The organism is Mesorhizobium sp. M0011, assembly GCF_040324155.1.
Classification (GTDB): domain Bacteria; phylum Pseudomonadota; class Alphaproteobacteria; order Rhizobiales; family Rhizobiaceae; genus Mesorhizobium.
In genome coordinates this window covers 1-22,512 of record NZ_JAMYVQ010000030.1, presented here as the reverse complement: position 1 = coordinate 22,512, position 22,512 = coordinate 1, and the positions used below count along the sequence as shown (strand labels likewise).

19 protein-coding genes are annotated in these 22,512 nt (G+C 63.1%); 11 read left to right on the top strand and 8 right to left on the bottom strand.

The genetic code is table 11. The features are described 5' to 3' along the window. Positions 1 to 312: 312 nt before the first annotated feature. Positions 313 to 1,254 (bottom strand): phosphoribosylaminoimidazolesuccinocarboxamide synthase, encoded by a 942-nt coding sequence (locus NKK51_RS25920; RefSeq protein WP_352555036.1) that lies wholly within the window; start codon positions 1,252 to 1,254, stop codon positions 313 to 315. Positions 1,255 to 1,511: 257 nt separating this feature from the next. Here NKK51_RS25920 and NKK51_RS25915 point away from each other — a divergent pair, with 257 nt between their 5' ends. The 3 genes from NKK51_RS25915 to NKK51_RS25905 are packed head-to-tail and all read left to right on the top strand — an operon-like array spanning position 1,512 to position 5,250. After that, complete coding sequence (locus NKK51_RS25915; RefSeq protein WP_352555070.1) at positions 1,512 to 3,128, top strand: GMC family oxidoreductase; 1,617 nt, start codon at positions 1,512 to 1,514, stop codon at positions 3,126 to 3,128. Continuing rightward, complete coding sequence (locus NKK51_RS25910) at positions 3,125 to 4,336, top strand: mandelate racemase/muconate lactonizing enzyme family protein (RefSeq protein WP_352555035.1); 1,212 nt, start codon at positions 3,125 to 3,127, stop codon at positions 4,334 to 4,336. The genes NKK51_RS25915 and NKK51_RS25910 overlap by 4 nt, the downstream gene beginning before the upstream one ends. Further along, a complete protein-coding gene (locus tag NKK51_RS25905) occupies positions 4,333 to 5,250 on the top strand; it encodes an NAD(P)-dependent oxidoreductase (protein WP_352555034.1) in 918 nt (305 codons plus the stop codon). Before NKK51_RS25910 ends, NKK51_RS25905 begins: the two co-directional genes overlap by 4 nt. Positions 5,251 to 5,329: 79 nt before the next feature. On the opposite strand, the gene NKK51_RS25900 is transcribed toward NKK51_RS25905, so the two are convergent. Further along, positions 5,330 to 6,268: a diacylglycerol/lipid kinase family protein gene (locus NKK51_RS25900; RefSeq protein ID WP_023809771.1), complete on the bottom strand. Its 939-nt coding sequence runs from the start codon at positions 6,266 to 6,268 to the stop codon at positions 5,330 to 5,332. A gap of 722 nt (positions 6,269 to 6,990) precedes the next feature. On the opposite strand from NKK51_RS25900, the gene NKK51_RS25895 reads away from it, so the two are divergent. The 3 genes from NKK51_RS25895 (at position 6,991) to NKK51_RS25885 (ending at position 9,234) form a co-directional block, all read left to right on the top strand. Then, positions 6,991 to 7,425, top strand: coding sequence for a hypothetical protein (locus NKK51_RS25895; protein WP_127294990.1), 435 nt, complete (start codon positions 6,991 to 6,993; stop codon positions 7,423 to 7,425). Positions 7,426 to 7,431: 6 nt separating this feature from the next. Further along, positions 7,432 to 8,562, top strand: a complete 1,131-nt coding sequence (locus tag NKK51_RS25890) for a hypothetical protein (RefSeq protein ID WP_352555033.1) — start codon at positions 7,432 to 7,434, stop codon at positions 8,560 to 8,562. Between the two features lie 150 nt (positions 8,563 to 8,712). Further along, a complete protein-coding gene (locus NKK51_RS25885; protein ID WP_352555032.1) occupies positions 8,713 to 9,234 on the top strand; it encodes a hypothetical protein in 522 nt (173 codons plus the stop codon). A 27-nt stretch (positions 9,235 to 9,261) separates the two neighbouring features. Here NKK51_RS25885 and NKK51_RS25880 read toward each other — a convergent pair whose 3' ends face one another. The 4 genes from NKK51_RS25880 to NKK51_RS25865 all read right to left on the bottom strand — a co-directional run bounded on the left by NKK51_RS25880 (position 9,262) and on the right by NKK51_RS25865 (position 12,637). Then, complete coding sequence (locus NKK51_RS25880; RefSeq protein ID WP_352555031.1) at positions 9,262 to 9,792, bottom strand: dihydrofolate reductase family protein; 531 nt, start codon at positions 9,790 to 9,792, stop codon at positions 9,262 to 9,264. A gap of 96 nt (positions 9,793 to 9,888) precedes the next feature. Continuing rightward, on the bottom strand, positions 9,889 to 10,521 hold the full coding sequence (locus NKK51_RS25875; protein ID WP_352555030.1) for a hypothetical protein: 633 nt from the start codon (positions 10,519 to 10,521) through the stop codon (positions 9,889 to 9,891). Between the two features lie 17 nt (positions 10,522 to 10,538). Further along, positions 10,539 to 12,161 carry an FAD-binding oxidoreductase gene (locus NKK51_RS25870; protein ID WP_352555029.1) on the bottom strand — a complete coding sequence of 541 codons (1,623 nt, stop codon included), beginning with the start codon at positions 12,159 to 12,161 and terminating at the stop codon, positions 10,539 to 10,541. A gap of 233 nt (positions 12,162 to 12,394) precedes the next feature. Further along, positions 12,395 to 12,637: a DUF1344 domain-containing protein gene (locus NKK51_RS25865; protein WP_013530037.1), complete on the bottom strand. Its 243-nt coding sequence runs from the start codon at positions 12,635 to 12,637 to the stop codon at positions 12,395 to 12,397. 436 nt (positions 12,638 to 13,073) lie between these two features. Here NKK51_RS25865 and NKK51_RS25860 point away from each other — a divergent pair, with 436 nt between their 5' ends. Next, the gene (locus tag NKK51_RS25860; RefSeq protein ID WP_023809778.1) at positions 13,074 to 13,568 is read left to right on the top strand and encodes a YegJ family protein; all 495 of its coding nucleotides are present in this window, start codon (positions 13,074 to 13,076) and stop codon (positions 13,566 to 13,568) included. A 13-nt stretch (positions 13,569 to 13,581) separates the two neighbouring features. Here the strand turns inward: NKK51_RS25860 and NKK51_RS25855 are convergent, their stop codons facing one another. Beyond that, entirely contained in the window at positions 13,582 to 14,532 is a 951-nt protein-coding gene (locus NKK51_RS25855; RefSeq protein ID WP_352555028.1) for a hypothetical protein, read from the bottom strand. Between the two features lie 83 nt (positions 14,533 to 14,615). Continuing rightward, positions 14,616 to 15,674, bottom strand: coding sequence for a CapA family protein (locus tag NKK51_RS25850; protein ID WP_352555027.1), 1,059 nt, complete (start codon positions 15,672 to 15,674; stop codon positions 14,616 to 14,618). 107 nt (positions 15,675 to 15,781) lie between these two features. On the opposite strand from NKK51_RS25850, the gene NKK51_RS25845 reads away from it, so the two are divergent. The 4 genes from NKK51_RS25845 (at position 15,782) to uvrB (ending at position 22,401) form a co-directional block, all read left to right on the top strand. After that, positions 15,782 to 17,044: a hypothetical protein gene (locus NKK51_RS25845; RefSeq protein WP_352555026.1), complete on the top strand. Its 1,263-nt coding sequence runs from the start codon at positions 15,782 to 15,784 to the stop codon at positions 17,042 to 17,044. Positions 17,045 to 17,079: 35 nt separating this feature from the next. Beyond that, complete coding sequence (locus tag NKK51_RS25840; protein ID WP_155930561.1) at positions 17,080 to 17,334, top strand: hypothetical protein; 255 nt, start codon at positions 17,080 to 17,082, stop codon at positions 17,332 to 17,334. A gap of 145 nt (positions 17,335 to 17,479) precedes the next feature. Further along, positions 17,480 to 19,102: a DUF2778 domain-containing protein gene (locus tag NKK51_RS25835; protein WP_352555025.1), complete on the top strand. Its 1,623-nt coding sequence runs from the start codon at positions 17,480 to 17,482 to the stop codon at positions 19,100 to 19,102. Between the two features lie 128 nt (positions 19,103 to 19,230). Continuing rightward, positions 19,231 to 22,401 (top strand): excinuclease ABC subunit UvrB, encoded by a 3,171-nt coding sequence (uvrB, locus tag NKK51_RS25830; RefSeq protein WP_352440381.1) that lies wholly within the window; start codon positions 19,231 to 19,233, stop codon positions 22,399 to 22,401. The last annotated feature ends 111 nt before the right edge of the window (positions 22,402 to 22,512 follow it).

Here is a 22,512-nt window from a genome sequence, read left to right as displayed (position 1 = left end):
AAGGTCAACGCGCCACGGCATGGCCACGAGACTCCGAACTGACAAAAGACCTGCGACAGCCGGGTCGCGGTGTCGGCAGCTTTTTTGCCGCAGCTTTTCACAATAGGAATTTTTTCTTGACTCAGTGACCTCAGCTATGGTACATTTTTGCCTATGGTGCTGATTTGCGCCAGTGACCCGCCGCACAGGCGGGTTTTTCGTTTGATGCAACCGTCAGCCAACGCCCGGCGAAGGCTCCGTTAACCCGAGTTGGTGGGCTCTGGCATGGCGATGGGTGGAAGACGGCAATTCGCATCACCCGGCGAAGGTCGATCAGAAATAGCGCCTGAGGTTCGTGCGAATACGATCGAGCACGCTGTCCCCGGAAAGGTCTGGAGAAAATTCCTTGCCGGTGATCGCCTCATAGGCCTGCGCATAGACCCGCGAAGCCTGTTCGACGATCTCGTCGGGTATCTCTGGAATCGGGTCCTTGTAAGGATCGCATCTGGCCGAGACCCAGGACCGGATGAAATCCTTGTCAAAACTCTCCGGCCGGCTGCCGCTGGCGAGCGCCTGTCCGTAGCTCGATGCGATCCAGTACCGGCTGCTGTCCGGGGTGTGGATTTCATCGGCAAGAATGATGGTCCCGTCCTTGTCGGTGCCGAATTCGTACTTCGTGTCGGCCAGGATCAGGCCGCGTTCCGCGGCGCGCTGCTGGCCGCGGGCGAACAGCCGCATGGCGTAGTCCGATACTGTATCCCACTGCGCCTGCGTGAGCAGGCCCTGCTCGAGGATCTCCGCTTTGGACAGCGGTTCGTCATGGCCGCCATGCGCGGCCTTGCTGGTCGGCGTGATGATCGGCTCCGCCAGTCTTTCATTGTCGCGCAGGCCATCCGCCAGGCGGATGCCGTACATGTCGCGGTCACCGCGCTTGTAGCGCGTCAGGATCGAGGTGCTGGTGGTGCCCGCCAGATAGCCGCGCACGACGATCTCGACCGGCAGGATGTCGAGCCTCGTGCCGACGACGACGTTCGGGTCGGGGTATTCGAGAACATGGTTCGGGCAGATGTCGGCGGTTTCCTCGAACCAGTAGCGCGCCGTCTGCGTCAGGATCTCTCCTTTGTACGGGATCGAAGTCAGGATGGTGTCGAAGGCACTGAGGCGGTCGGTGGCGATGATGATGCGCCGGCCATCCGCAAGGTCGTAGTTCTCGCGGACCTTGCCGCTGTAGTGGCCCGGCAGTTCGGGGATGAACGCGTCAGGGAGGGTTCGCATATGATTTCCTGCCTTCCGCAGAGTGGCCAGAGCATGATTCCGAAAAGTTGCAGACTTTCGGAGAAAATCATGCGCCAAAATAATGCCATCGCATAGGCTGTCGAGAAGGTAGATATCAAGCGCGATTGTCGGGCATCCCCGCAAACCCGGCCAGTTCGACGGTCGCTTTTTTCACAACTGATGCCGGATGGCGCGGCGACTTCGGAATGCCGTCGCGTCTAGGCTGCAGCCAATTTTCCGGAGCCGCCCGCATCATCATGCAGACCTATGATTTCATCATCGTCGGCTCCGGCTCGGCCGGCTCGGTCCTGGCCGAAAAACTCTCAGCCTCGGGACGCTTCTCGGTGCTGGTGCTGGAGGCCGGCGGCACCGACCGCCGCTTCTACGTGCAGATGCCGCTCGGCTACGGCAAGACCTTCTTCGATCCTGCCGTCAACTGGAACTACAAGGCCGAGCCGGACCCGGGCCTCACCGGCAATGCCGACCACTGGCCGCGCGGCAAGCTGCTCGGCGGTTCGAGCTCGATCAACGCCATGGTCTGGATCAGGGGCGCGCGCGAGGATTTCGATGCCTGGGCCGCCGCCGGCAATCCCGGCTGGGGCTATGACGATCTGCTTCCCGCCTTCAAGGCGCTCGAGGACAACCAGGCCGGTGCCGACACATGGCGCGGCACGGGCGGCCCGCTGCATGTCACCGACTGTTCGGACGCAGTCCATCCGCTGACCAAACGCTATCTCGCCGCCGGCCAGCAGGCCGGCCTGCCGCTCAACCCGGATTTCAACGGCGCCGCCCAGGAAGGCGTCGGCATCTACCAGATCTCGACCCGCAACGGCCGCCGCATGTCGGCGGCGCGCGCTTTCCTGCGCCCGGCGATGAAGCGCGGGAATGTCCGCGTCGAGATGAAGGCGCTGGCGACAAAAATCCTGTTCGAGGGCAAGCGTGCCGTCGGCGTCGAATACCAGCAGAACGGCGGGATGAAGACGGCGCGTGCCGGCCGCGAAATCATCCTGTCGGGCGGTTCGATCAACTCGCCGCAATTGCTGCAACTGTCCGGCGTCGGCCCTTCCGCCCTGCTTGGGAGCCTGGGCATTCCCGTCGTCCATGCCAACGAAAATGTCGGTGCGCATCTGCAGGACCATGTCGGCATCAACTACACCTTCAAGGGCCGGCTGCCGACGCTCAACCAGACGCTGCGTCCCTGGTGGGGCAAGCTGCTGGTCGGTATGCAATACATCCTGACCCGCTCCGGCCCACTGTCGCTGTCGATGAACAATGCCGGTGGCTTCTTCCGCACCGACCCGGCGGCGACGCGGCCAAACATGCAGCTCTATTTCCAGGCCTTCTCGACCGTCATTCCCAAGAGCGGCGAGCGCCCCATCCTGACGCCCGACCCATGGCCGGGCTTTTCCATCGGCCTATCCAACTGCCGCCCGTCGAGCCGTGGAGAGATCATGATCCGCTCGGCCAACCCACGCGACTACCCCAAGATAACGGCCAATGCCTACTCCACCAATGCCGATGTCGAGGAGATGCTGGCGGCGGTGAAATTCGTGCGCAAGATCGCCTCGATGCCCGCCATGGCCGAGATCATCGAGGAAGAGGTGTTGCCCGGCCCGTCGATCACCTCGGACGCCGATCTGGTCCAGGATTTCAGGAAGCGCTCGGGCACCGTCTATCACCCGGTCTCGACCTGCCGCATGGGGCCGGATCCCGCGCGCGCCGTCGTCGACCCCCGCCTCAAGGTGCATGGTCTGGAAGGTTTGCGCGTCATCGATGCCTCGATCTTTCCCGACAACATCACTGGCAACACCAACGCCGCCTCGATCATGACCGGTTGGAAAGGCGCCGAATTGGTTCTGGAGGACCAAGAATGAAGATCACCGACGTCAAGACCTGGGTTGTCGGCAATCCGCCGCCCGGCATCGGCGGCAAGTATTTCATCTTCGTCAAGCTGACCACCGATGGTGGCGTGGTCGGCTATGGCGAGGCCTACAACGCCACCTTCTCGGCCCATGTTACCGCCCGGATGGTCGAGGACATGGCCGAGCGCTATCTCGTCGGCCGCGATCCGCACGACATCGAGAACTTCTTCCGCCGCGCCTATTCCTCCGGCTTCACCCAGCGCCCCGATGTGTCCGGCATGGGCTGCTTCTCGGCGCTGGAAATGGCCTGCTGGGACATTATCGGCAAGGAAGCCGACAAGCCGGTCTACAAACTGCTCGGCGGCCAGGTGCACGAGACGCTGCGCTCCTACACCTATCTCTATCCGCACAGCGGCAGCGTCCACTCCGAGGACGCGCACGGCAAGAACGTCTACAACGATCCAGATCTCGCCGCTGCCTGTGCGCTCGAATATGTCGAGCAGGGTTTCAATGCCGTCAAGCTCGACCCGGCCGGCCCCTACACCGCCTTCGACGGCCATCAGCCGCGCCTCGTCGACATCGATGTCTCCACCCGCATGATCAAGGCGATCCGCGAGGCGGTAGGCACCCGCGCCGACATCCTGTTCGGCACGCACGGCCAGTTCACGGCGTCCGGCGCGCTGCGCATGGCGCGCGCCATCGAGCCCTACGATCCCTTGTGGTTCGAGGAGCCGGTGCCGCCTGATATGCCTGAGGTCATGGCCCAAGTGGCCCGCGCGACCTCGATCCCGATCGCCACCGGCGAGCGGCTGACGACCAAATTCGAGTTCGCCCGCGTCATCGAGAACCGCGCCGCGACCATCCTTCAGCCGGACCTCGGCCGCTCCGGCGGCATTCTCGAAACCAAGAAGATCGCCGCCATGGCCGAGGCCTACCACATCCAGATCGCGCCGCATTGCTATTGCGGACCGATCGTCGGTGCCGCCAACATCCAGCTGGCGGTAACGCTGCCCAACTTCCTCATCCTCGAATCGCTGAAGCAGTGGGACGGTTTCCACGCCACGCTGCTGAAGAAGAAGATCGAGTGGCAGGACGGCAAAATCATCCCGTCGAAGGAGCCCGGCCTCGGCGTCGAGCTCAACGAAGCGGTCTGCGACGCACATCCCTATACGGGCAAGGAATTGCATCTGCAGATGATGCAGACGCCGTTGATGCCGTGAGCGAAAGCTACGCCTTCATCGGTCTTGGCCATCTCGGCGGCAACCTTGCCGCCAGCCTGATCCGCAACGGCTTTGCCGTCACCGTCTTCGACCGTGACCCCACCGGCGGCGCGCGCCTGGGGGCGCGCGGGGCCACAGCGGCAAGCAGCCCCGCCGAGGCCGCCGCACGGGCCGGCAACGCCATCTCCTGCCTGCCCTCTCCGAAGGTCAGCGAAGCCGTGCTGGCGGGCGCCGATGGTCTGCTGGAGGGCCTGCCCACAGGCGGCACCTGGATCGAGATGTCGACCAACGGCCGCGACGAGATTCTCCGCCTCGCGGCCCTCGCCTCGGCCAAAGGCATCGAGACGCTGGAATGCCCGGTCACCGGCGGCGTGCATCTGGCGGCGGCCGGAAAGATCACCGCGCTGGTCGGCGGCGATCCAGCGCTCTATGCGCGCCATCGCCCGGCAATCGAAGCGATGTGCGCGAAATCGTTCTTGATGGGGCCGGTCGGCTCGGCGGCGGTGATCAAGGTGATCACCAACATGCTCGCCTTCGTTCACCTCGTCGCCGCCGGCGAGGCGCTGATGCTGGCCAAGCGAGGCGGGCTCGACCTCGCCCAAGCTTATCACGCCATCGTCGCCTCCTCCGGCAACAGCTTCGTCCACGATACCGAAAGCCAGCTCATTCTCAACGGCTCCTACGATATCGGCTTCACCATGGATCTGGCGCTGAAGGACCTCAGCTTCGCGCTCGCCATGGGCGAACAGTCAGGCGTGCCGCTTGAGCTGGCGTCGCGCGTCAACGCGATTTTTCAGCAAGGCAAGGCCGCCTATGGCGGCGGCGCCTGGTCGACCCAGATCGTCAAACTGTTGGAAGATGCCGTCGGCACCGACCTGCGCGCACCTGGTTTCCCGGCCAAGCTCGAACTCTGACGCCGGCTGGATATTAAGCGATTTCAGCGAGTTGGCTGGATCGGCGGATTCATCTGAATCAATCCGTCAACGGCTTGATTCAGTATCTGAGCGTCAACGCACCCGGCAGGATCTCGAAGGTCGCGGGTATGCGTCCCGGCGACTCGCCGTCTATGTCGACCAGCGCGCCGTTCTTCTCGACATCGCCGAGCGGTTCGACCACCACTTTCCTGCCGCGCAAGATGGTGATCGCTGGATGGTTGCGGTGCCGGCCGCCATAGAGCAGCCGGATGTCCCAGATCAGCTTCAGCTTGCCGGCGGCGCGCAGGATGACGATGTCGAACTGCCCGTCGGTCAGTTCCGCATCCGGCGCGATCATCATGCCGCCGCCGAAGAATTTTCCGTTGGCGACCGCCACCAGCGCCATGCGCGCTTCGACGGGCGCGCCGTCGTCGACCGTGATCCTGACGTCCTGGAAGCGGTAGCGGATGAACTCGACCACGGTGCGCCACAGGAAAAGCGCCTTGGCCGACATCCTGCCCTTGCGCTTGTCGGCATTGACGGCGCGGTCAGTGGCGCCGGAAAGCCCCAGGCTGGCGATGTTGATGAAATGCCGGCTGGCCAGCGCGCCGTGATCGTCGATGTAGCAGATGCGCCCGGCATCGACCTTGCGACCCTTGGCTTCGGCCAACCGCTTCAGCACGGCATCCACCTCTTTCGGCAGGCCGAGCCCGCGCGCGAAATCGATGCCGGTGCCGCACGGCAAGAGGCCGAGCTCGGTGGTCCGGCCGCTTTCCTGGAACGCCTGCAGCAGTCCATCGGCCACTTCGCTGGCAGTGCCGTCGCCGCCGGCCGCAATCACCAGGTCGAAGCCAATCATCGCGAGATCGATTGCCAGCCTTTCGGCGTCACCTTCCGCCTGCGTTTCGCGCAGCTCGAATTCGCCAAAATGCTTTTTCAGCGACACGGCGACATCAGGCCAATGCCGTTTCAGCCGGCCCCCACCGGCAATCGGGTTGAGAACCACTCCGACTTTCAAGCAACCCTCCCGCAAGGATCGAGGCGCTCGGCGCCTCGAATCCTTTGCCGGCATTGAAGACTGCACCCGCCCGCAGAGCAAGGCCGAATGTCCGCCGATGACGCCCATCGTGGCGGACAGGAAAATTTCGTTACCCCAGCTTGATCCCCGATAATCCCGTTATCCACAGGCCTCCGGCCATTCCCCAGGACCCTTACCCGGCGTAGGTTAAACCCATCTCAGGCGGCTACCGATCATCAAGCCGAAAGGCGAAGTGAAAGGCGGATTTCCTGAGGCCCGTACGGCCCGAAGCGAGAGCAGGCTTGCCTGTTTCGAGGGACGGAGCCGAGACCTACGGGGCCGCGGAAAGCGTGCCAACGCCGACGGCGGACCGATGCTGCCATGAAGGACGGCAGAAACCTTCGATGGTGCGCAGGGCAAAGCCCGCAAGGGTGGAAACCAGCGTGGTCCCGAACGGACGCTGCTCTCGGGCGGCGGACTGGCAGGACCGTCAAAATCAAGGCCGGCAAGGCGCGACGACTTTACGGAAGTTGCTGCCGCGACCGTGTCCTGATCTGACAGGGAGGCGCTGGGAGAAATCCCGGCGCCGACTGTCTTTTTGCCCCTCGATATCCTTCGCCGGCGATCTCGCGGGCGCCGCTTCACCGCGCGCTAAAATCGGTTAGTATCGCTGCGTCGTCAGAGTCTGTTTGCAAAGCGGACTCGTAGAGGGGGGATACTTCATGACGCTGATCCAGAAGCTTGCCGTCGCCTATGCTTTCCTGTTTTTCGGCGTCGTCGCCATTGGCTACATACCCGCGTTCAATGACGCTGGCGGCAATCTGTTCGGTCTGTTTTCGCTGCAATGGTATGACGACCTACTGCACGCCTTCTCCGGCGTCTGGGCGCTGGCCGCCGCCTTCATCTCGCACCGCCAGGCGGTGTTCTATTTCAAGCTGTTCGGTTCGGTCTACCTGTTCGACGGCGTGCTCGGTCTGGTCACCGGTTCCGGCTGCCTCGATGCCGGCATCTTCATCAACGGCTTCCGCTCCCTCAACGATATCGAATTCCCGGCCCGCTTCTTCGCCAACCTGCCGCACCTGGTCATCGGTGGCTTCGCCGTCTATGTCGGTTTCCGGCTGGCCAGGCGCATACACGAACACTTCGCCACGGCCTGATCTGGCATGTTCCTGTTCCGCTGGCTGAAGCGCATCATCAAGACGATCCTGTGGGTGATCGTCATCGTCATCCTCATCCCGATCGCCGGGCTGAGCTACGGCTTCCTGACGACGTCGTCGCTCGACAAGACGCCGCTGCCCGGCATTGCCGACGGCGCCCCGCCCAAGGCGCTGGCCGACAAGGTCCGCGCCGAGATCCTCGGCTACCAGCGGCCGGAGGAATCGACCTTCCTCACCTATCCGGAATGGGCGATCGTCTACGCCGCGCGCGAATATGCCGGCTTCGTCGACAAGGACCAGCCGAGCGGCTTTCCCTACTGGTCCTATGTCGGCCGCTTCTGGCAGGACTACGCCATGGTCATCCGCGCCAGTTCTGCCTACAAGTTCAACTACGCCAACCACCAGATGCTGGTCATCATCGGCACCAGCCACTCGATCGAGCATATCCTGCAGTGGGCCTATGAGAACACGGTCGGCCGCATCACCGAGGCGACGACGGCCAAGCGCACCGCCGCCGACATCTATCAGGCCAAGGTGGCGGCGGACTATGCAGGGTTTCTCGACCAGGTGCCCTGGTATCAGTTCCCCTATGCCGAGAAGCGCGCCGGCCTGTTTGCCGTGCAGCCGGCGCAGGGCGACAGCTCGATCCGGACCAGCGAACGCAAGCTGGCGTTCGGCCTCGCCGACACCATCAAGCAGGGCTATGCCGACCTGATCACCAAGGCGCTCGCCGCCACGATGGACCCTGCCTTGCTCGACATCCATGTCTGGGCCAAGGGGCCGGTCGGCGAAGCCACCCGCAACGAGCCCGACACCTTGCTCGAACGCGACATGGGCGCTGACGGCACCATCTTCGTCACCAGGCGCTATCAGGTCTTCACCGAAATGATCCCGCGCCTGATCGACAGGGGCGTCTCCTTCGTCGAGATCGGCGGCAATGACGAGATCATGGTCACGGTGCTCTCCACCGATACGATCGCTGTTCCCGAAGGCATGCGCATCCTATTCAGCTATCCGCTCCCGGCCGATCAATCCACGCGCCGCACCGGCATGATCGTCGCCGTGCGCAAGCTGCATCTCGTGCTGCCGGCGCTGATCAAGGCCGGCGCCAGGCTTGAACACGTCTACGACTACTGAGGCCTTTCGGCCAGGCCCGGCCAGGATTATGCATTTCCTGCGCTCCGCCACGCCCATTCCACAATCGCGGCCAAATCCCGCCTTGTTCGCGCGCGAAGGAATGGGAAGAAATGGATGGGTTGCCGGGGGGCATCTCGAAGGGACAAGACCGTGATCAAGACCGCCCTTGTCGCCATGACCATTGTCGGCTGCGACTGCGACGCCAAGCTTTGCGAATATATCGGCGAGACGCCGGCCAAGTGGTCGACCGTCGCCGAGTGCGAAGCGGCGATGAAGAGCCAGATGCTGCACGAGCGCAATTTCAACTATCCGCTCGTCTCCGGCATTTGCCGCACGAAGGGTTCGTCGTCCTCCTCGCAGCTGGCCGCGACCGCATCGCGCCCGGAACTGAAGCCCGCCAGCCGCGTTGTCAGGACCGAAAGCCCGCTACCGCCTGAATTGAGCCACCGGCCGAGCGTCTCGGTCGGTTCGCCGACGACGGCCATGGAAGCCGACGCCGCCCGGCCCGTCGCCTATGAACAAGTGGTCGATGGCGGAACCGGCGTGCTCTATCGCACCAAGAACGGCTACGCCGTGGTCAAGACCGATCTCGGCCGCGCCGCCTCGGCGACCGCCGATGCCGCGAAACGCTCCGTGAACTGGCTGGCCGGCTTGGTGCCGGAGGGGCTTTAGGCCCGCCGGCGTTTGACGACCGCTTAATCAGGCAGGAACATAGGTCAACCTGATTACGTCATCACCGATCAAATCGCTGGCCACAAAGCGAAGCGGCGGCCGGGGGCTGGCGAAAAATGGCTTGCCCTGACCGAGCACGAACGGATGGAGGTAAAGTTGATATTCATCGATAAGACCAAGATCGGTCAGGCTTCGTGCCAGGTTTGGTCCGGAAACTGAAATCTCCCCGACGAGCTCAGCCTTAAGCCCACCTATCACCGCCTCGACGTTGTCCCCGACAAGTGTGGCGTTGGGGCCGACCGACTTCAGCGAGCGCGACACAACCCACTTCGGTTGCCTCCGCCACGCCGCCGCGAATTCGTGCGCCTCCGCGCTCCATTCAGGACTGTCTTCGTCCCAATAACGCATGACCTCGTACATGCCGCGACCGTAAACACTGCCGCTCAAATTGCGCACTTGCTCTATCCAGTGACGAAAGATTGTCGGGCCCGACGGCATTTTCTGGTGGTCGACATAGCCGTCGAGGGACTGGTTCATTCTGAAAATGAGCTTCGCCATGCTGCAGGATCTCCAACATCCGGATCGTCAGAATAACTTGAGCCGCTGTTATGCAAAAGTGTGGACCCCAACCGAAATTCAAACTGAGACACGACCCTAGTCCGGCCTGAACTTGACTTTCAGGCTCTGCCAGAACTTGTTGATAAGCGGCTTTTCGGTCGCTGCATCCTCGCCGGCAACGCGGGTGATGAACAGCAGCCCCCGATCGGCCAGGCCGAAGCCGACGATCTCGAAATCGGCGGTGTCGGTGCGTGTCTTCACCTCGGCGCGAATCCCGGTCAATTCCTTGCCGTCGGCGAGTTTGCGCGTCGTCGGCTCCTGCGTCAGCTTGGCGCCGGCCTGCACCGATTCCTTGGTCATCTCCTGCAGCATCAGCTGGTTGAGCGACACCGGATTCATCTTGCCATATTCCTGCACGACGACGATCGTGCCGAGAGCCGACGCCATCAGATACTGCGTGATATCATCGCCGAGGTCGGTCTTGGTCACCGAAATATTGCTCGGATGGACGAAGGAGAAATCGCTGCCGGAGAAGGTCGCGAAGTCGTTGCGCTCGAGCGTCACCTTGCTGTGCTTACCGCCGGGTAGCGTCACATCAGTGCTCTCGCCGGGATCGATATCGATCATTACCCCGTCGATGGTCAGCTTGAAGGCTTTGAGATCCTCGCCCCCGGCCGGTCCAGCGCACAGAGCGATGAGGGTGAATGCCGCCGCCGATACCATGCGCATGGCTGTTCTCCTGCTTCTTATGCCACCCCGCTCAGCGCCTTGATGGCACGGTAGAAGGTCGAGGAAAACAGTTCCGTCGGGTCATACTGCCGCTTCGCCGCCAGGAAGGCCGGCAGTTCGGGATAGGAGGCCAGCAATTCCCTGGCCGTATAATGCAGCTGGTAAGGCAGGAAGAAGCGCCCGCCATGCTTGATCGTCACGTCGATCAGCGCCCGCGTCAGCGCGCGCATCCTGGCATTGCCGTCGGCATCGGTCGGCTGGTTGATGTAGAGCACCAGCGAATAGGCCGGCTCCGGCGCGTAGGTCAGCGCCACATCCTCCTTGTGGACAATGCGCACAGAAGCATTGAGCACCGGCAGCGTCTGGTTGCGCAGGATCTCGCGCGCTTCCGCGATGAATTCGACATAGGCGGCACGTGGAATAAAATATTCGTGCAGGATGTCGGTCTCTTCTATTTGATCGTTGAAGAGATAGGGCACCGAATCGTGCATCGGGTTGTTGCGGGTGACGAGACAGGCCTCGCCCTCGGCCATGGCCGAAGTACGCGCCACCGTGCAGCTTTCGAATTTCGGCTCCAGCGTCTTTTCGGTGAACCACTTCAACTCCTGGAACAGGCTGCCCCATTTCGCCAGGTTGATGATCACCCGCTTCAACCCGACCGATCCCGGCTCGCCGATCTCAGGCTGATCCGCCGGCGGCTGCTCCGCCACCTTGTCGTAGCGGTAGACGATCATGTCCTCGAGGAAATTGCCGGGGGCCGTCGACAGATGGCCGTAGAACAGGCCGATATCCTTGTTCGGCTCCAGCACCTCGGCGAAGAATTTCGGAAAATCGTCCGATCTGATGATTTCGCGCGAGGTGCGGTAGACGGCGTTGTCGACGATATCGAGCGTCGCCTCCAGCACCACGCCGAACAGGCCGTAGCCGCCGATGACGTGGCGGAACAGATCGGTGTTCTCGGTGGGCGAGCAGGTCGTCACCGAGCCGTCAGCCAGCATCACTCGCATCGAGCGGATCGAGCCCGCCACCGAACCTGCCTGGTGGTCCATACCGTGCGCATTGACCGACAGCGAGCCGCCGACCGAGAAGATGTCGGTCGACTGCATCGCCTTCACCGCAAAGCGCGGATGCAGAAGGTTCTGGATGTCGTGCCAGCGCGCGCCCGGCTGCAAGGTCATGGTCTTCGCCGCCGCATCCACGGTCACCTTGTTGAACTTTCTGAGGTCGAGTACCAGCGCGTTGTCGTCGAAGGCATGCCCGCCCATCGAATGGCGGATGGCGGCCAGTGAGACTTTCAGGCCATTGGCACGCGCGAAGGCCAGCGCATTGGCGATGTGCTCGTCCTCGCTGACCTCGACGACGCCGTAGACCGGCGTCATCGACAGGCCGCTGGCATCGTTGATGTCGCCGCCTTTTGCCGACCAGGGCAGCGACGCATCGAAGGCCGGCGCATTGTCCAGCGGCTTCAAAGGCAACGCGAAGCCGTCGATATCGGCTATCCGTCCGGCGTTCTTCGGCCCCGAAGGCGCGCGCGCCAGCCGCGCCACGGTGTTGCCGCCCCACAGCACCGCGCCACCTAGGACAGCCGCACCCAGCAGCAATCGCCGCGACAGGCGAAACCCTTTTTGTTCGTCGGCCATGAATATCCCCCGTTGGCCAAGGGATAGCGCGGCTTTTTGGCAAAAACCATAGCGATGCCGCCGGACAGCGTTCCGCCGGCCGGCCCTGGGGTCCAGCCGGAAGACCTCATCCAGGTCGCCCGGCATCGAGGGGCGAGGCATGAAAATGGCCGATCCCCGGAGGGACCGGCCATGAGTGGAACAGGGTTTGAAAAATCCGGTCAGCAGGTCTGCCGACGCACGATGCTCTCGCGTTACGAGGCCTTCTTGATCGACGTCACGATGCCGGTCTTGTCATCGACAGTCACCGCCACCTTGGCGCCGACCTTCAATTTCCCGATCGTCGCTTCCGGTGACAGCTGGTAGATCTTGCCGTCGTCGAGGGTGATCGACTTGGTCGTCGGGTCGACGGCCTGGATCGTGCCCTGAACGGTCGCGGCATAGGCCGTGCCGAGGAAGGCGAGCAGAGCGGCGGTGGTTGCGAGGGTCTTCTTCATGGGGTGCACTCCGTGCTGTTTCACTTTTCCGGGCCGCCTTGGGAAACGACAGCACCGGACGGCCTTAAACTGGAACGGAAGCGCTCGCTTCGCAAATCACGTTGGGTGAATTTTTCAAACAATATCATAGGCTTAATTCCGACACATTGTCTGCGACCGAGATCATTTCAGGCCGCTTCGGCTCCCCCAGTGAGCGGACTTCTGTCCGCGAAAAGAGTCGTTTAGCCGGATTGTGGCGGGCGGTTTCGATCACGGCGCGGCCGCCGCAATCCGTCTCAAGCGGCATCACGAAACAGACTGCCGACCGGTCATCGATACACATTTTGTTTCATGGATCAGCTCAACTCGCCGCTCCGAAGTGGATGAAACTCGCGCTCCGGTTGCAAATCGGAACGGATGCAGGATGGTGCGCCGTTACGATGAAAGGGGGCCTTCCATGAAACTTGCAGTCCGGACCGCGATGTCCCTGATGCTGGCGCTTGCGCCGGGGTCCGCCTGTGCGCAAGGCGCGGATCCGGGCGATGACAAGACGATTATGTTTACCGAGGACGATCCCGAGATGGCGGCAGCGACAGCGCAGGCGCTCGCCAGCCTGGATGAATTCCTGGCACTGTCCGAGGCTCCTTCCTCCGACACCGACAGGTTCAAATTGAAGGTCAAGGTGCGCGACGGCAACGTCAGCGAGCACTTCTGGGTCATCCCGTTCCGCCGCACTGAAACAGGCTTTGTCGGCATATTGGCGAACCAGCCGGAGCAAGTGCGTAATGTGGTCCTCGGGCAGAATATAGAATTCACCCGAAACGATATTTCCGACTGGGGCTATATGCGCGCCGGCCATCAGGTCGGCAGCTTCACCGTCTGCGTTATGTTCAACAAAATGTCGAAAGAGGAGGCGGACACCATGCGCGACCAATACGGCTTTGACTGCTGACAGCGAGGCCCAACTAATCGATCTCGTCCTTCGCGCCGATCTTGCGCACAAGTGCCGCCGTCGCCAGCATCGCGCCCATGTCCGATATCATCGGCGCGACATGCGTGGTGTAATCGAGCGGCACCGAAATATCCGGCAGCTCGAAGAAGTTCTTCGTCTGCGGCAGCAGCAGGAACCCATCGCTGCCATTGAGCGCGACACGGGCCGGATCGTCCGGCCAGGTTTCGCCAAGCCATTTCAGCGCCTGCGCCAGCCGGCCGCTCACCAGTGGCTGTGCCGCCCCGAGATTGTCGGTGCGGAACTCGTACGCGGCGTCGAGCGCCACGTCGCCACTGGACAGCTCCTGCAGCTTGCTGGCGAAGATGCCGCGAAAGAAGCTGATGACCGCGTTGGTCCGGCGCGTCGCCACCAATATGCCGGGGAACGGCGCGATGGTCTCGAAGGCGACGATGACGCCCTGAAAGGCCGTCGACGAGCCCTTGCCCGACCCTTCCCGCAGATGCGCCTCGTAGAGCTCGAACGGAAACCCCTCGTAGCGGCCCGCGACGATGTCGTCGAACGCCTGCCGGTTGAACGGACCAACCGCCGTGCGCGGCAACCGGTCGAATGAATTCGGCGTCACGCCATGCTGGTAGCGCATGTCGGCGATGAAGCCGAAGATGATCGGCAACAGCGTCTCGCGGAACGATTGCTGCAGCCGCGTCGCCGGTTTCCTGGCCTGGAAATAGAGCAGGATCGAAGCCGCGAAGCCGATCACATAGAGAAATACATGCGGCGTCGAGACCCATTGCTCGTTGGGGTCGGCGACCTTGTTGAACAGCCAGGCGACCAGCACCACGGCCACCAGCACCAGTCCGAGGAACACCGGCACCCGCCAGCGCACTTGCCGGACTGCCGACGCCCTCGCCGCTTCATAGGCCGCGATGTCTTTCCGGATGCCGGCGATGACCGTTTCGCTCGGCATGAAATCCGCTGTTTCCACCGCTATCCCCGCAAGCTTGCCTCTGCGGGAGCATGATAGTCGGTTTTGCAGGGGCCGCCAGACGTTTAAGCGGGGACGCCTTGATCGGTTGGTGGAGAGGGGAAGATCGCTTTCAGTCGCTCCGCGACCTTGTCACGCATTCGGCCCTCCAAAGCCTCCACCAACACCAGCCGCTCATGGTCGCCGGCGCGCAGGCGCATGAAGGGATGCATCCGGTAAGATGCGATCGTGCCGCGCGTACCGGCATCGGCACTGACATCGACAGTGAGGATAGAACCGACGCGACCCGGCCATGGCTGGCGGGCAAAGGCGGTGCCGAGGAAATCGCCAAGCCCATAGGCGACCACCGCCTTGTCGATCCTTTCCACCGGCTGCACGACATGGGCGTGATGGCCGGCGATCAGTCCGACGCCCTGCCCGGCCAGCCGCCTGGTCAGCGCCCGCGTTTCGGCACGCGGAAAATGCCGGAACTCCCAGTCCCAATGCGGCACGGCGCAGAGAAGATCCAAGCCAGCGCGCGGCCAGCGCGCCGGATCGCTGTCCATCGAAACGCGCCCCGCAAACAGTTTTTCATCGGCGTTGCGCCACAGCGTGAATGCGGCGAAGCCGATATCAAGCGGTCCGACCTGGACAGGCACCACCGGGCCATTGGCGGCCAGGCCGACCGTGCGGATGCCGAGCCGCTGCAACGCCGCCACCGTCTCGTCGAAACCGGCGACGCCCTGGTCGAGCACATGGTTGTTGGCCAGCGACAGCACGAGCTTTTCGCGCGCAATGCCGACCGCCGCGAGCGCCTCGGCCAGGAACCGCTCGCTCATCGCATGATGCGTGCCGAGCCTCGTGCCCAGCACCGCGCTTGGTCTGTCCACCACAGGGCTTTCACAATTGCCGATCACCAGATCGGCAGCGCCGAGCAACGCTTTGATCTCCGGATTGCAGTCCGGCGCGCTGCGGTTGGCCACCGCTGATATGTCGCCGATGAAGGCCAGCCGCACCGCCAGCTTTGGCGGCGGATCCATCGGCGTTCCCGCCACCGGCGCAAAGTCTTGCACGTCTCCGGCCAGCGACGGCTTCAGGAAACGCGGCAGCCAGGACAGCTTGTAGGAAAGCGGATAATTCGACACGCGGCGCCCAATTGTTTGCCCTGTGTAGACCGTCCGGCGGGCGGGTTGAAGCGCAGCGCTGCAAATGGTGTATATCTGCGCTGCGCGACAAAATATTGGGGGAAAAGATGACACGACTGGCAGGCCTGCTGACCGCTTTCATTCTGCTCCTGCCGCTGTCTTCCGCGTCGGCGGCAATGCCCGAAGCGGCAACCACGCTGTTTAAGGCGAAGACCGTGGCCGCGCGCGACACTGCCCTGTCGATGCTGGAGGCCGCCGCGCCAAAAGACCCGGCATCCGCCTATGCGGCCGGGGCGGGCGAGTTCTTCACCGCATTGGAGATCCTGGCCACCGGCCTGCACCGCCATGGTTTCGAAAGCCCGCAGTCCTTCATGCTGCCACTGATGCGGTTGCCGGTGCCCGACAATCCCAATCCCGAGCCGCTGACTTACGAGCAGTTCCGCGCCATCCTGGTCGGCTTCCGCGACCGGCTGGAAAAATCCGCGGCGACGTTTGCGTCGGTGCCGGCGAACGCCGATATCGGCATGGCGATCGATCTCACCCGTGCGGGCATAGACCTCAACGAGGACGGCACCATCGCTCCGGACGAGAGCATGGCGGCGATCATCGCCGCGTTGTCCCGTGGCGGCATTACATCGGACGACGCCGTCCCCACGCTCACCTTCCGTTTCGACCGCGCCGACGGGTACTGGCTGCAGGGCTATGCCGAGTTCCTGATGGCCCAGGCCGATTTCTGGCTGGCGCATGATTTCAGGAGCACCTTCGACGGCTCGTTCCACATGCTGTTCCCGCGCGCCAAGCTGCCGTTGCAGGATATTCTGGTGCCGCCGGCCGGCGACATGGGCTCGAGCATCTTCTCGTCGGAATGGCGCATCGCCGATTTCATCTCGATGGTGCATCTCATCAACTGGCCGGTGGTCGAACCGGAGCGCCGGCAAGCGGCGCGCCGCCACCTGCTGGAAATGATCCGGCTGTCGCGCGAGGACTGGAAGGCGATCCGCGCCGAGACCGACAATGACCGCGAATGGCTGCCTGCACCGCAGCAGAAGGGCGAGAACCCGCTCACCGGCCTCGAAGTCGGCGAGGAGCAGGTTCAGGCCTGGCTCGCCGCCCTGACCATGGCCGAAGATCTCCTGGAGGGCCGCAAGTTGCTGCCGCATTTCCGCGTCACCGCCGGCACGGGCCTTGGCATCAACATGAAGCGCTTCTTCGATGACCCGAAAAACTTCGATCTGGTGCTGTCGATCACCGGCCCGGCCATCGCGCCCTACCTCGAAAGCGGCGAGCTCGTCACCAGCAGCGATTTCGACCAGATCCAGCGCCAGTTCGGCGGCGGCGGGTTTCTGACCTTTGCGCTCTGGTTCAACTGAGGGCGGGATGTTGAGGCTCTTCCGCAGGGGAAATCTTGGCAAGACCGGCAACATTTTTACTGGAAACAGGCGCCTTTCCCAAGCGATGTCTGCTGGCAGTCACCTCACTGCAGATGCCGCGCGAAGGCGCTTCGCAAAAATTAGCAGCGGCTGTTTTGCTTGACTCGGCCGCCAAAAACAGGCAGCAAAACCAGGTCGGAAGGGCGACAACACCACTTTCCTGGCCGTGGACGAAGGCTGATTTGGCCAAAATCCACATCTCGTCGTTGGTTTTGAGAGGAATTGATTAACCAACTTTGTCCATATTTTGAAGCAATTGGCAACCAACTACAGACGCGGCAAACGCGTCGGGGACCACCTGGGATCACTCACAGAATGGTCGTCGCGGCTCTCAAGGCCACGTACGGGGAAACCGATTGAAGCGAGATTGGTTGCATGGCGTTGTTGAGTACACATAAAAAAAACCGGGGACAGCGTGAGGGCGGCGAGTTCGTCGATGCTCCGCGTTCCTCTTCCTTCAACGCTGGCCGGGTGGCCCGCTGGGTCGCGCTGCCTTGCGCCAGCACCGCCATCGGCCTTTGGCTGATCGGCACCATGGCCGGCCTCAGTTCCGTCGGCGCCTCGCTGTCGGCGACTTCGGTTGGCCTGCCCCAGACGCTGTCCATGCCGGGATCGCTCGCATTTATCGATCCGCTGAAACAGCACTTCTTGAAAACACCCTTCGTGCTGTCCAATGCCAATGGCGGCACTCAGGCCCTGCATGATCATTCGGTGCAGTGCGGTGCCAGCTGTTTCAAGCTGGCCAGGGTAAGCTCGCAGGCGGAAAAGTCCGAACGCCTTGTGGCGCAAGCAAAGCCGACGCCCGCCGCCGTGAAGTCGAAGGCGCAGGAGCGCTTCGAACGCATGGAAGCGTCGCTTTCGCCGATGAAGCTGGCCGCTGCCTTTGCCGACGCCGGAAAGCCTGCCGCCACTGCCAACACCCGCCCGGTGATCGCGACCGTGGCACCACGAATTGCCGAGGCATCGCTGGTGCCGTCCGTCCAGGTCACGGCCAGCCTCTCCGACAACATGCCAGTTCCGGCGGCCGAACGTTTCGCCCGGCTGGATACCGGCTCGGTGGTCGTGCAGACCGCACCGCAGCCGATGGGCTTTGTCCAATCCGATACGCCGGACAATTCGCAGTTGGCGCTTGCTCTGGTGCAGTCGCTGCCGGCCGACGACGAGGCGTTCGCCTCACCGCTGCCGATCGAGGAATCGTCAGCCGATGTCGCGGTTTCACCCGTCGAAACCCAGCAGGATCAACCCGGCGATGCCGCCTCGCTGCCGGACGCGCTGACCGACGACGTGCCGTTGCCGACCCGCCGCCCGCAATTCGACCCGCCGCAGCCCAAAATCGTCCAGCAGCAGCCTAAGCCCGTTCAGCAGCCCAAATCTGTTCAGCAGCTCAAGCCCGCCCAGCAATCGAAGCCGGCACGCGAGACGGTCCAGCAGGCCCAGCCGGCAAAACCGACGCGGCAAGGCCGGCCGGCCGATGGCGGCGATGTGCTGGCCTATGCTAAGCCTGACACGCCTTCGGGCGGCCTTGGCAAGGCGTTCAGAAATCTGTTCAACTCGCCGGGATCCAGAAGCGGAGCCGGAAATGGCGTCGCCGTCTACGATATCAGCGCCGGCACCGTCTACATGCCTGACGGCTCAAGGCTCGAGGCTCATTCTGGCATCGGCGCCATGACGGACCAGCCGCGTTATGCCGACCAGAAGAACCGCGGACCGACACCGCCCAACACCTACAATCTGTCGCTGCGCGAGACGCGCTTCCACGGAGTGGAGGCCTTGCGCCTGACACCGGCCGATGGCCGCAACAAATACAATCGCGACGGCTTTCTGGCCCATACCTACCTGCTTCGAGGCCGCTACGGCCAGTCGAGCGGTTGCGTCGCCTTCAAGGACTATGCGCGCTTCCTCGCCGCCTACAAGAAGGGCAAGATCAAACGCCTTGTCGTGGTGCCGCGCCTGAACGGGTCGGCGACGCAGGTCGCATCAGCCGCCAGGGGCGTGTAGCGACAAGAGGCTTTCGGCTGCACCTTCCCGCCTGCTCCTGACAGCCTGCTGTCAGGAGCAGCGCTGTTCGGCACGCCTCTCCCCACCGCGCTCTTTCCATTTTGGCCAGGAAATCCCATATTCGGGACATGGCCAAATCCCCCGATAAGAAAACGCCGCCGACGGCGAACGACGACCGCGCCGCGCCGAAGCGGCGCAGCCCGCTGACCGATTTCCTCGACGCCTCCGAGCCGCTGCACAAAGGCGGTTTCGCCGAGATGCCGCAGCCGGAGCTCTCTGGCACGCCGCTGACCGGTTCGATCGCGGATTGGGCCGAGCAGATCGAGCAGGAAGCCGAAAACGAAGGACGTCTTGTCGGCAAGGGCGACGGCGGCAAATCGCCGAAGCCGTCGAAGAAGATACCCGAGCGCTCAAGCTCGCCGGGACGCAGTTCGCGCGGCACCTCGATGGGTGGCGCGGCGTCAGCCAGGGAGCGCACCGCCGCCGGCCTCAATCCGGTCGCCGGCCTCGACATCTCGCTGGAAGACGCCGAGACGATGGCTTCGGGCAGCGTCACCGCGACGGTGGCGGCACTGTCGGCGCTGATCGAATCCGGCAATCCGCTGCACAAGGACGGCGTGCTGTGGACGCCGCACCGCCCTGCCCGCCCCGAAAAATCCGAAGGCGGCATTGCCATCAAGATGGTTTCGGATTTCGAGCCGGCCGGCGATCAGCCGACCGCGATCAAGGATCTGGTCGAAGGCGTCGACAACAACGACCGGACCCAAGTGCTGCTCGGCGTCACCGGCTCCGGAAAAACCTTCACCATGGCCAAGGTGATCGAGGAGACGCAGCGCCCTGCCTTGATCCTGGCGCCGAACAAGACGCTGGCGGCGCAGCTCTATTCCGAGTTCAAGAAATTCTTCCCGGAAAACGCCGTCGAGTATTTCGTCTCCTACTACGACTACTACCAGCCGGAAGCCTACGTCCCGCGCACCGACACCTTCATCGAGAAGGAATCCTCGATCAACGAGCAGATCGACCGCATGCGCCATTCGGCGACGCGTTCGCTGCTCGAGCGTGACGACGTCATCATCGTCGCCTCGGTGTCCTGCATCTACGGTATCGGCTCGGTCGAGACCTATACGGCGATGACCTTCCAGATGCAGATCGGCGACCGGCTCGACCAGCGCGCGCTGCTCGCCGATCTCGTCGCCCAGCAGTACAAACGGCAGGACATCAATTTCGTCCGCGGCTCGTTCCGCGTGCGCGGCGACACGATCGAGATCTTCCCGGCCCACTTGGAGGATCGCGCCTGGCGCATTTCAATGTTCGGCGACGAGATCGAGCAGATCACCGAGTTCGACCCGCTGACCGGCCAGAAGACCGGCGAGCTGAAAAGCGTCAAAATCTACGCCAATTCGCACTATGTGACGCCGCGCCCGACGCTGAACCAGGCGATCAAGTCGATCAAGGAAGAGCTCAAGCACCGGCTGGTCGAACTCGAGCGCGCAGGCCGCCTGCTCGAGGCGCAGCGGCTGGAACAGCGCTGCCGCTTCGACCTCGAGATGCTGGAAGCCACCGGTTCCTGCGCCGGCATCGAGAACTATTCGCGCTATCTCACCGGCCGCCAGCCGGGTGATCCGCCGCCGACGCTGTTCGAGTACATTCCCGACAACGCGCTGGTCTTCATCGATGAAAGCCATGTCACCGTGCCGCAGATCGGCGGCATGTATCGCGGCGACTTTCGCCGCAAGGCGACACTGGCCGAATACGGCTTCCGTCTGCCGTCCTGCATGGACAACCGGCCGCTGCGCTTCGAGGAATGGGATGCCATGCGTCCGCTTTCGGTCGCCGTCTCGGCGACCCCTGGCGGCTGGGAAATGGAGCAGGCCGGCGGCGTCTTCGCCGAACAGGTCATCCGCCCGACCGGCCTGATCGATCCGCCGGTCGAGGTTCGCCCGGCCAAGACCCAGGTCGACGATGTCGTTGGCGAAATCCGCGACACCACCAAGGCCGGCTACCGCACGCTGGTCACGGTGCTGACCAAGCGCATGGCCGAGGATTTGACCGAATATCTGCATGAGCAAGGCATCCGCGTCCGCTACATGCACTCCGACATCGACACGCTGGAGCGCATCGAGATCCTGCGCGATCTGCGCCTCGGCGCCTTCGACGTGCTGGTCGGCATCAACCTGCTGCGCGAAGGCCTCGACATTCCTGAATGCGGCTTCGTCGCCATTCTCGACGCCGACAAGGAAGGGTTTCTGCGCTCGGAAACCTCGCTGATCCAGACCATCGGCCGCGCCGCCAGAAACGTCGACGGCAAGGTCATCCTCTATGCCGACCAGGTGACCGGCTCGATGGAACGGGCGATGGCCGAAACCAACCGCCGCCGCGAAAAGCAGGTGGAATGGAACGAGGCCAACGGCATCACGCCGGAATCGGTCAAGTCGCGCATCTCCGACATTCTGGATTCGGTCTACGAGAAGGACCACGTCCGCGCCGACATTTCGCAGTTCACCGACAATGCCGGCGCCATGATGGGCAACAACCTCAAGGCCCATCTCGACGCGATGGAAAAGCAGATGCGCGATGCCGCGGCCAATCTCGACTTCGAGAAGGCGGCTCGTATCCGCGACGAGATCAAGCGTCTGCGAGAGATGGAACTGTCCATCTCCGAAGACCCACTGGCCAAATACGCCGATATGGAAAGCCCGGCCTCGGGTCGCGAAAAAGGCAAGCACAACAAGGGTGTGGCCAAACACCGTACAGCTGAGGAACAGGAGCGTTTCCGCAAGCTCGACGCGGCACAGGCCGCAGAGGAAGCCGCCAGGGCCGCCCGGCCCAACCTCTTCCGCAAACCAGCGCTCGACGAAATGGGCGCCGATGGCGCCGTACCGGTAAAGAAGCCGCTGTTTGCCAAGCCTTCGATCGACGATATGGGCCCTGGCACCGACATGACGACACCGTCAGGCGCCGTATCGCGCTCGCTGTTCAAGAAACAGTCGGCGCAGGAAGCGCACGGCTCCGACTTCGGCATTCCGGGCGACGCCACCAAGCCGCTGTTCAAGAAGAACTCGCTGGATGAGATGACGGTCAGGCGCACGGAAAAGCCGGTCGAAGGAAAAGTGCCGGCCAAGCCACAGCCGATCTCCCCCCAAGTGGGGGAGATGTCCGGCAGGACAGAGGGGGGCGCGAAGGAACACGACGGCAAACCAATCGTCCGCCAACGCGCCGGCATCGGCTCCTACGAGGATCCAAGCGACGCTCGCCGCGAAAAGCGCAGGCCCGGCAAGACCGGACGACCGGGGAAGTAGTTCATTCAAGGTTGTGTGCGTCAAGTTCTGCAAAATGGGCGATCATGAAGCTGGTCATGCGGCTTGGCGTAGAGCGAGCTTCTTGTGCTCGCGCAGGTCGTCCATGTTGAT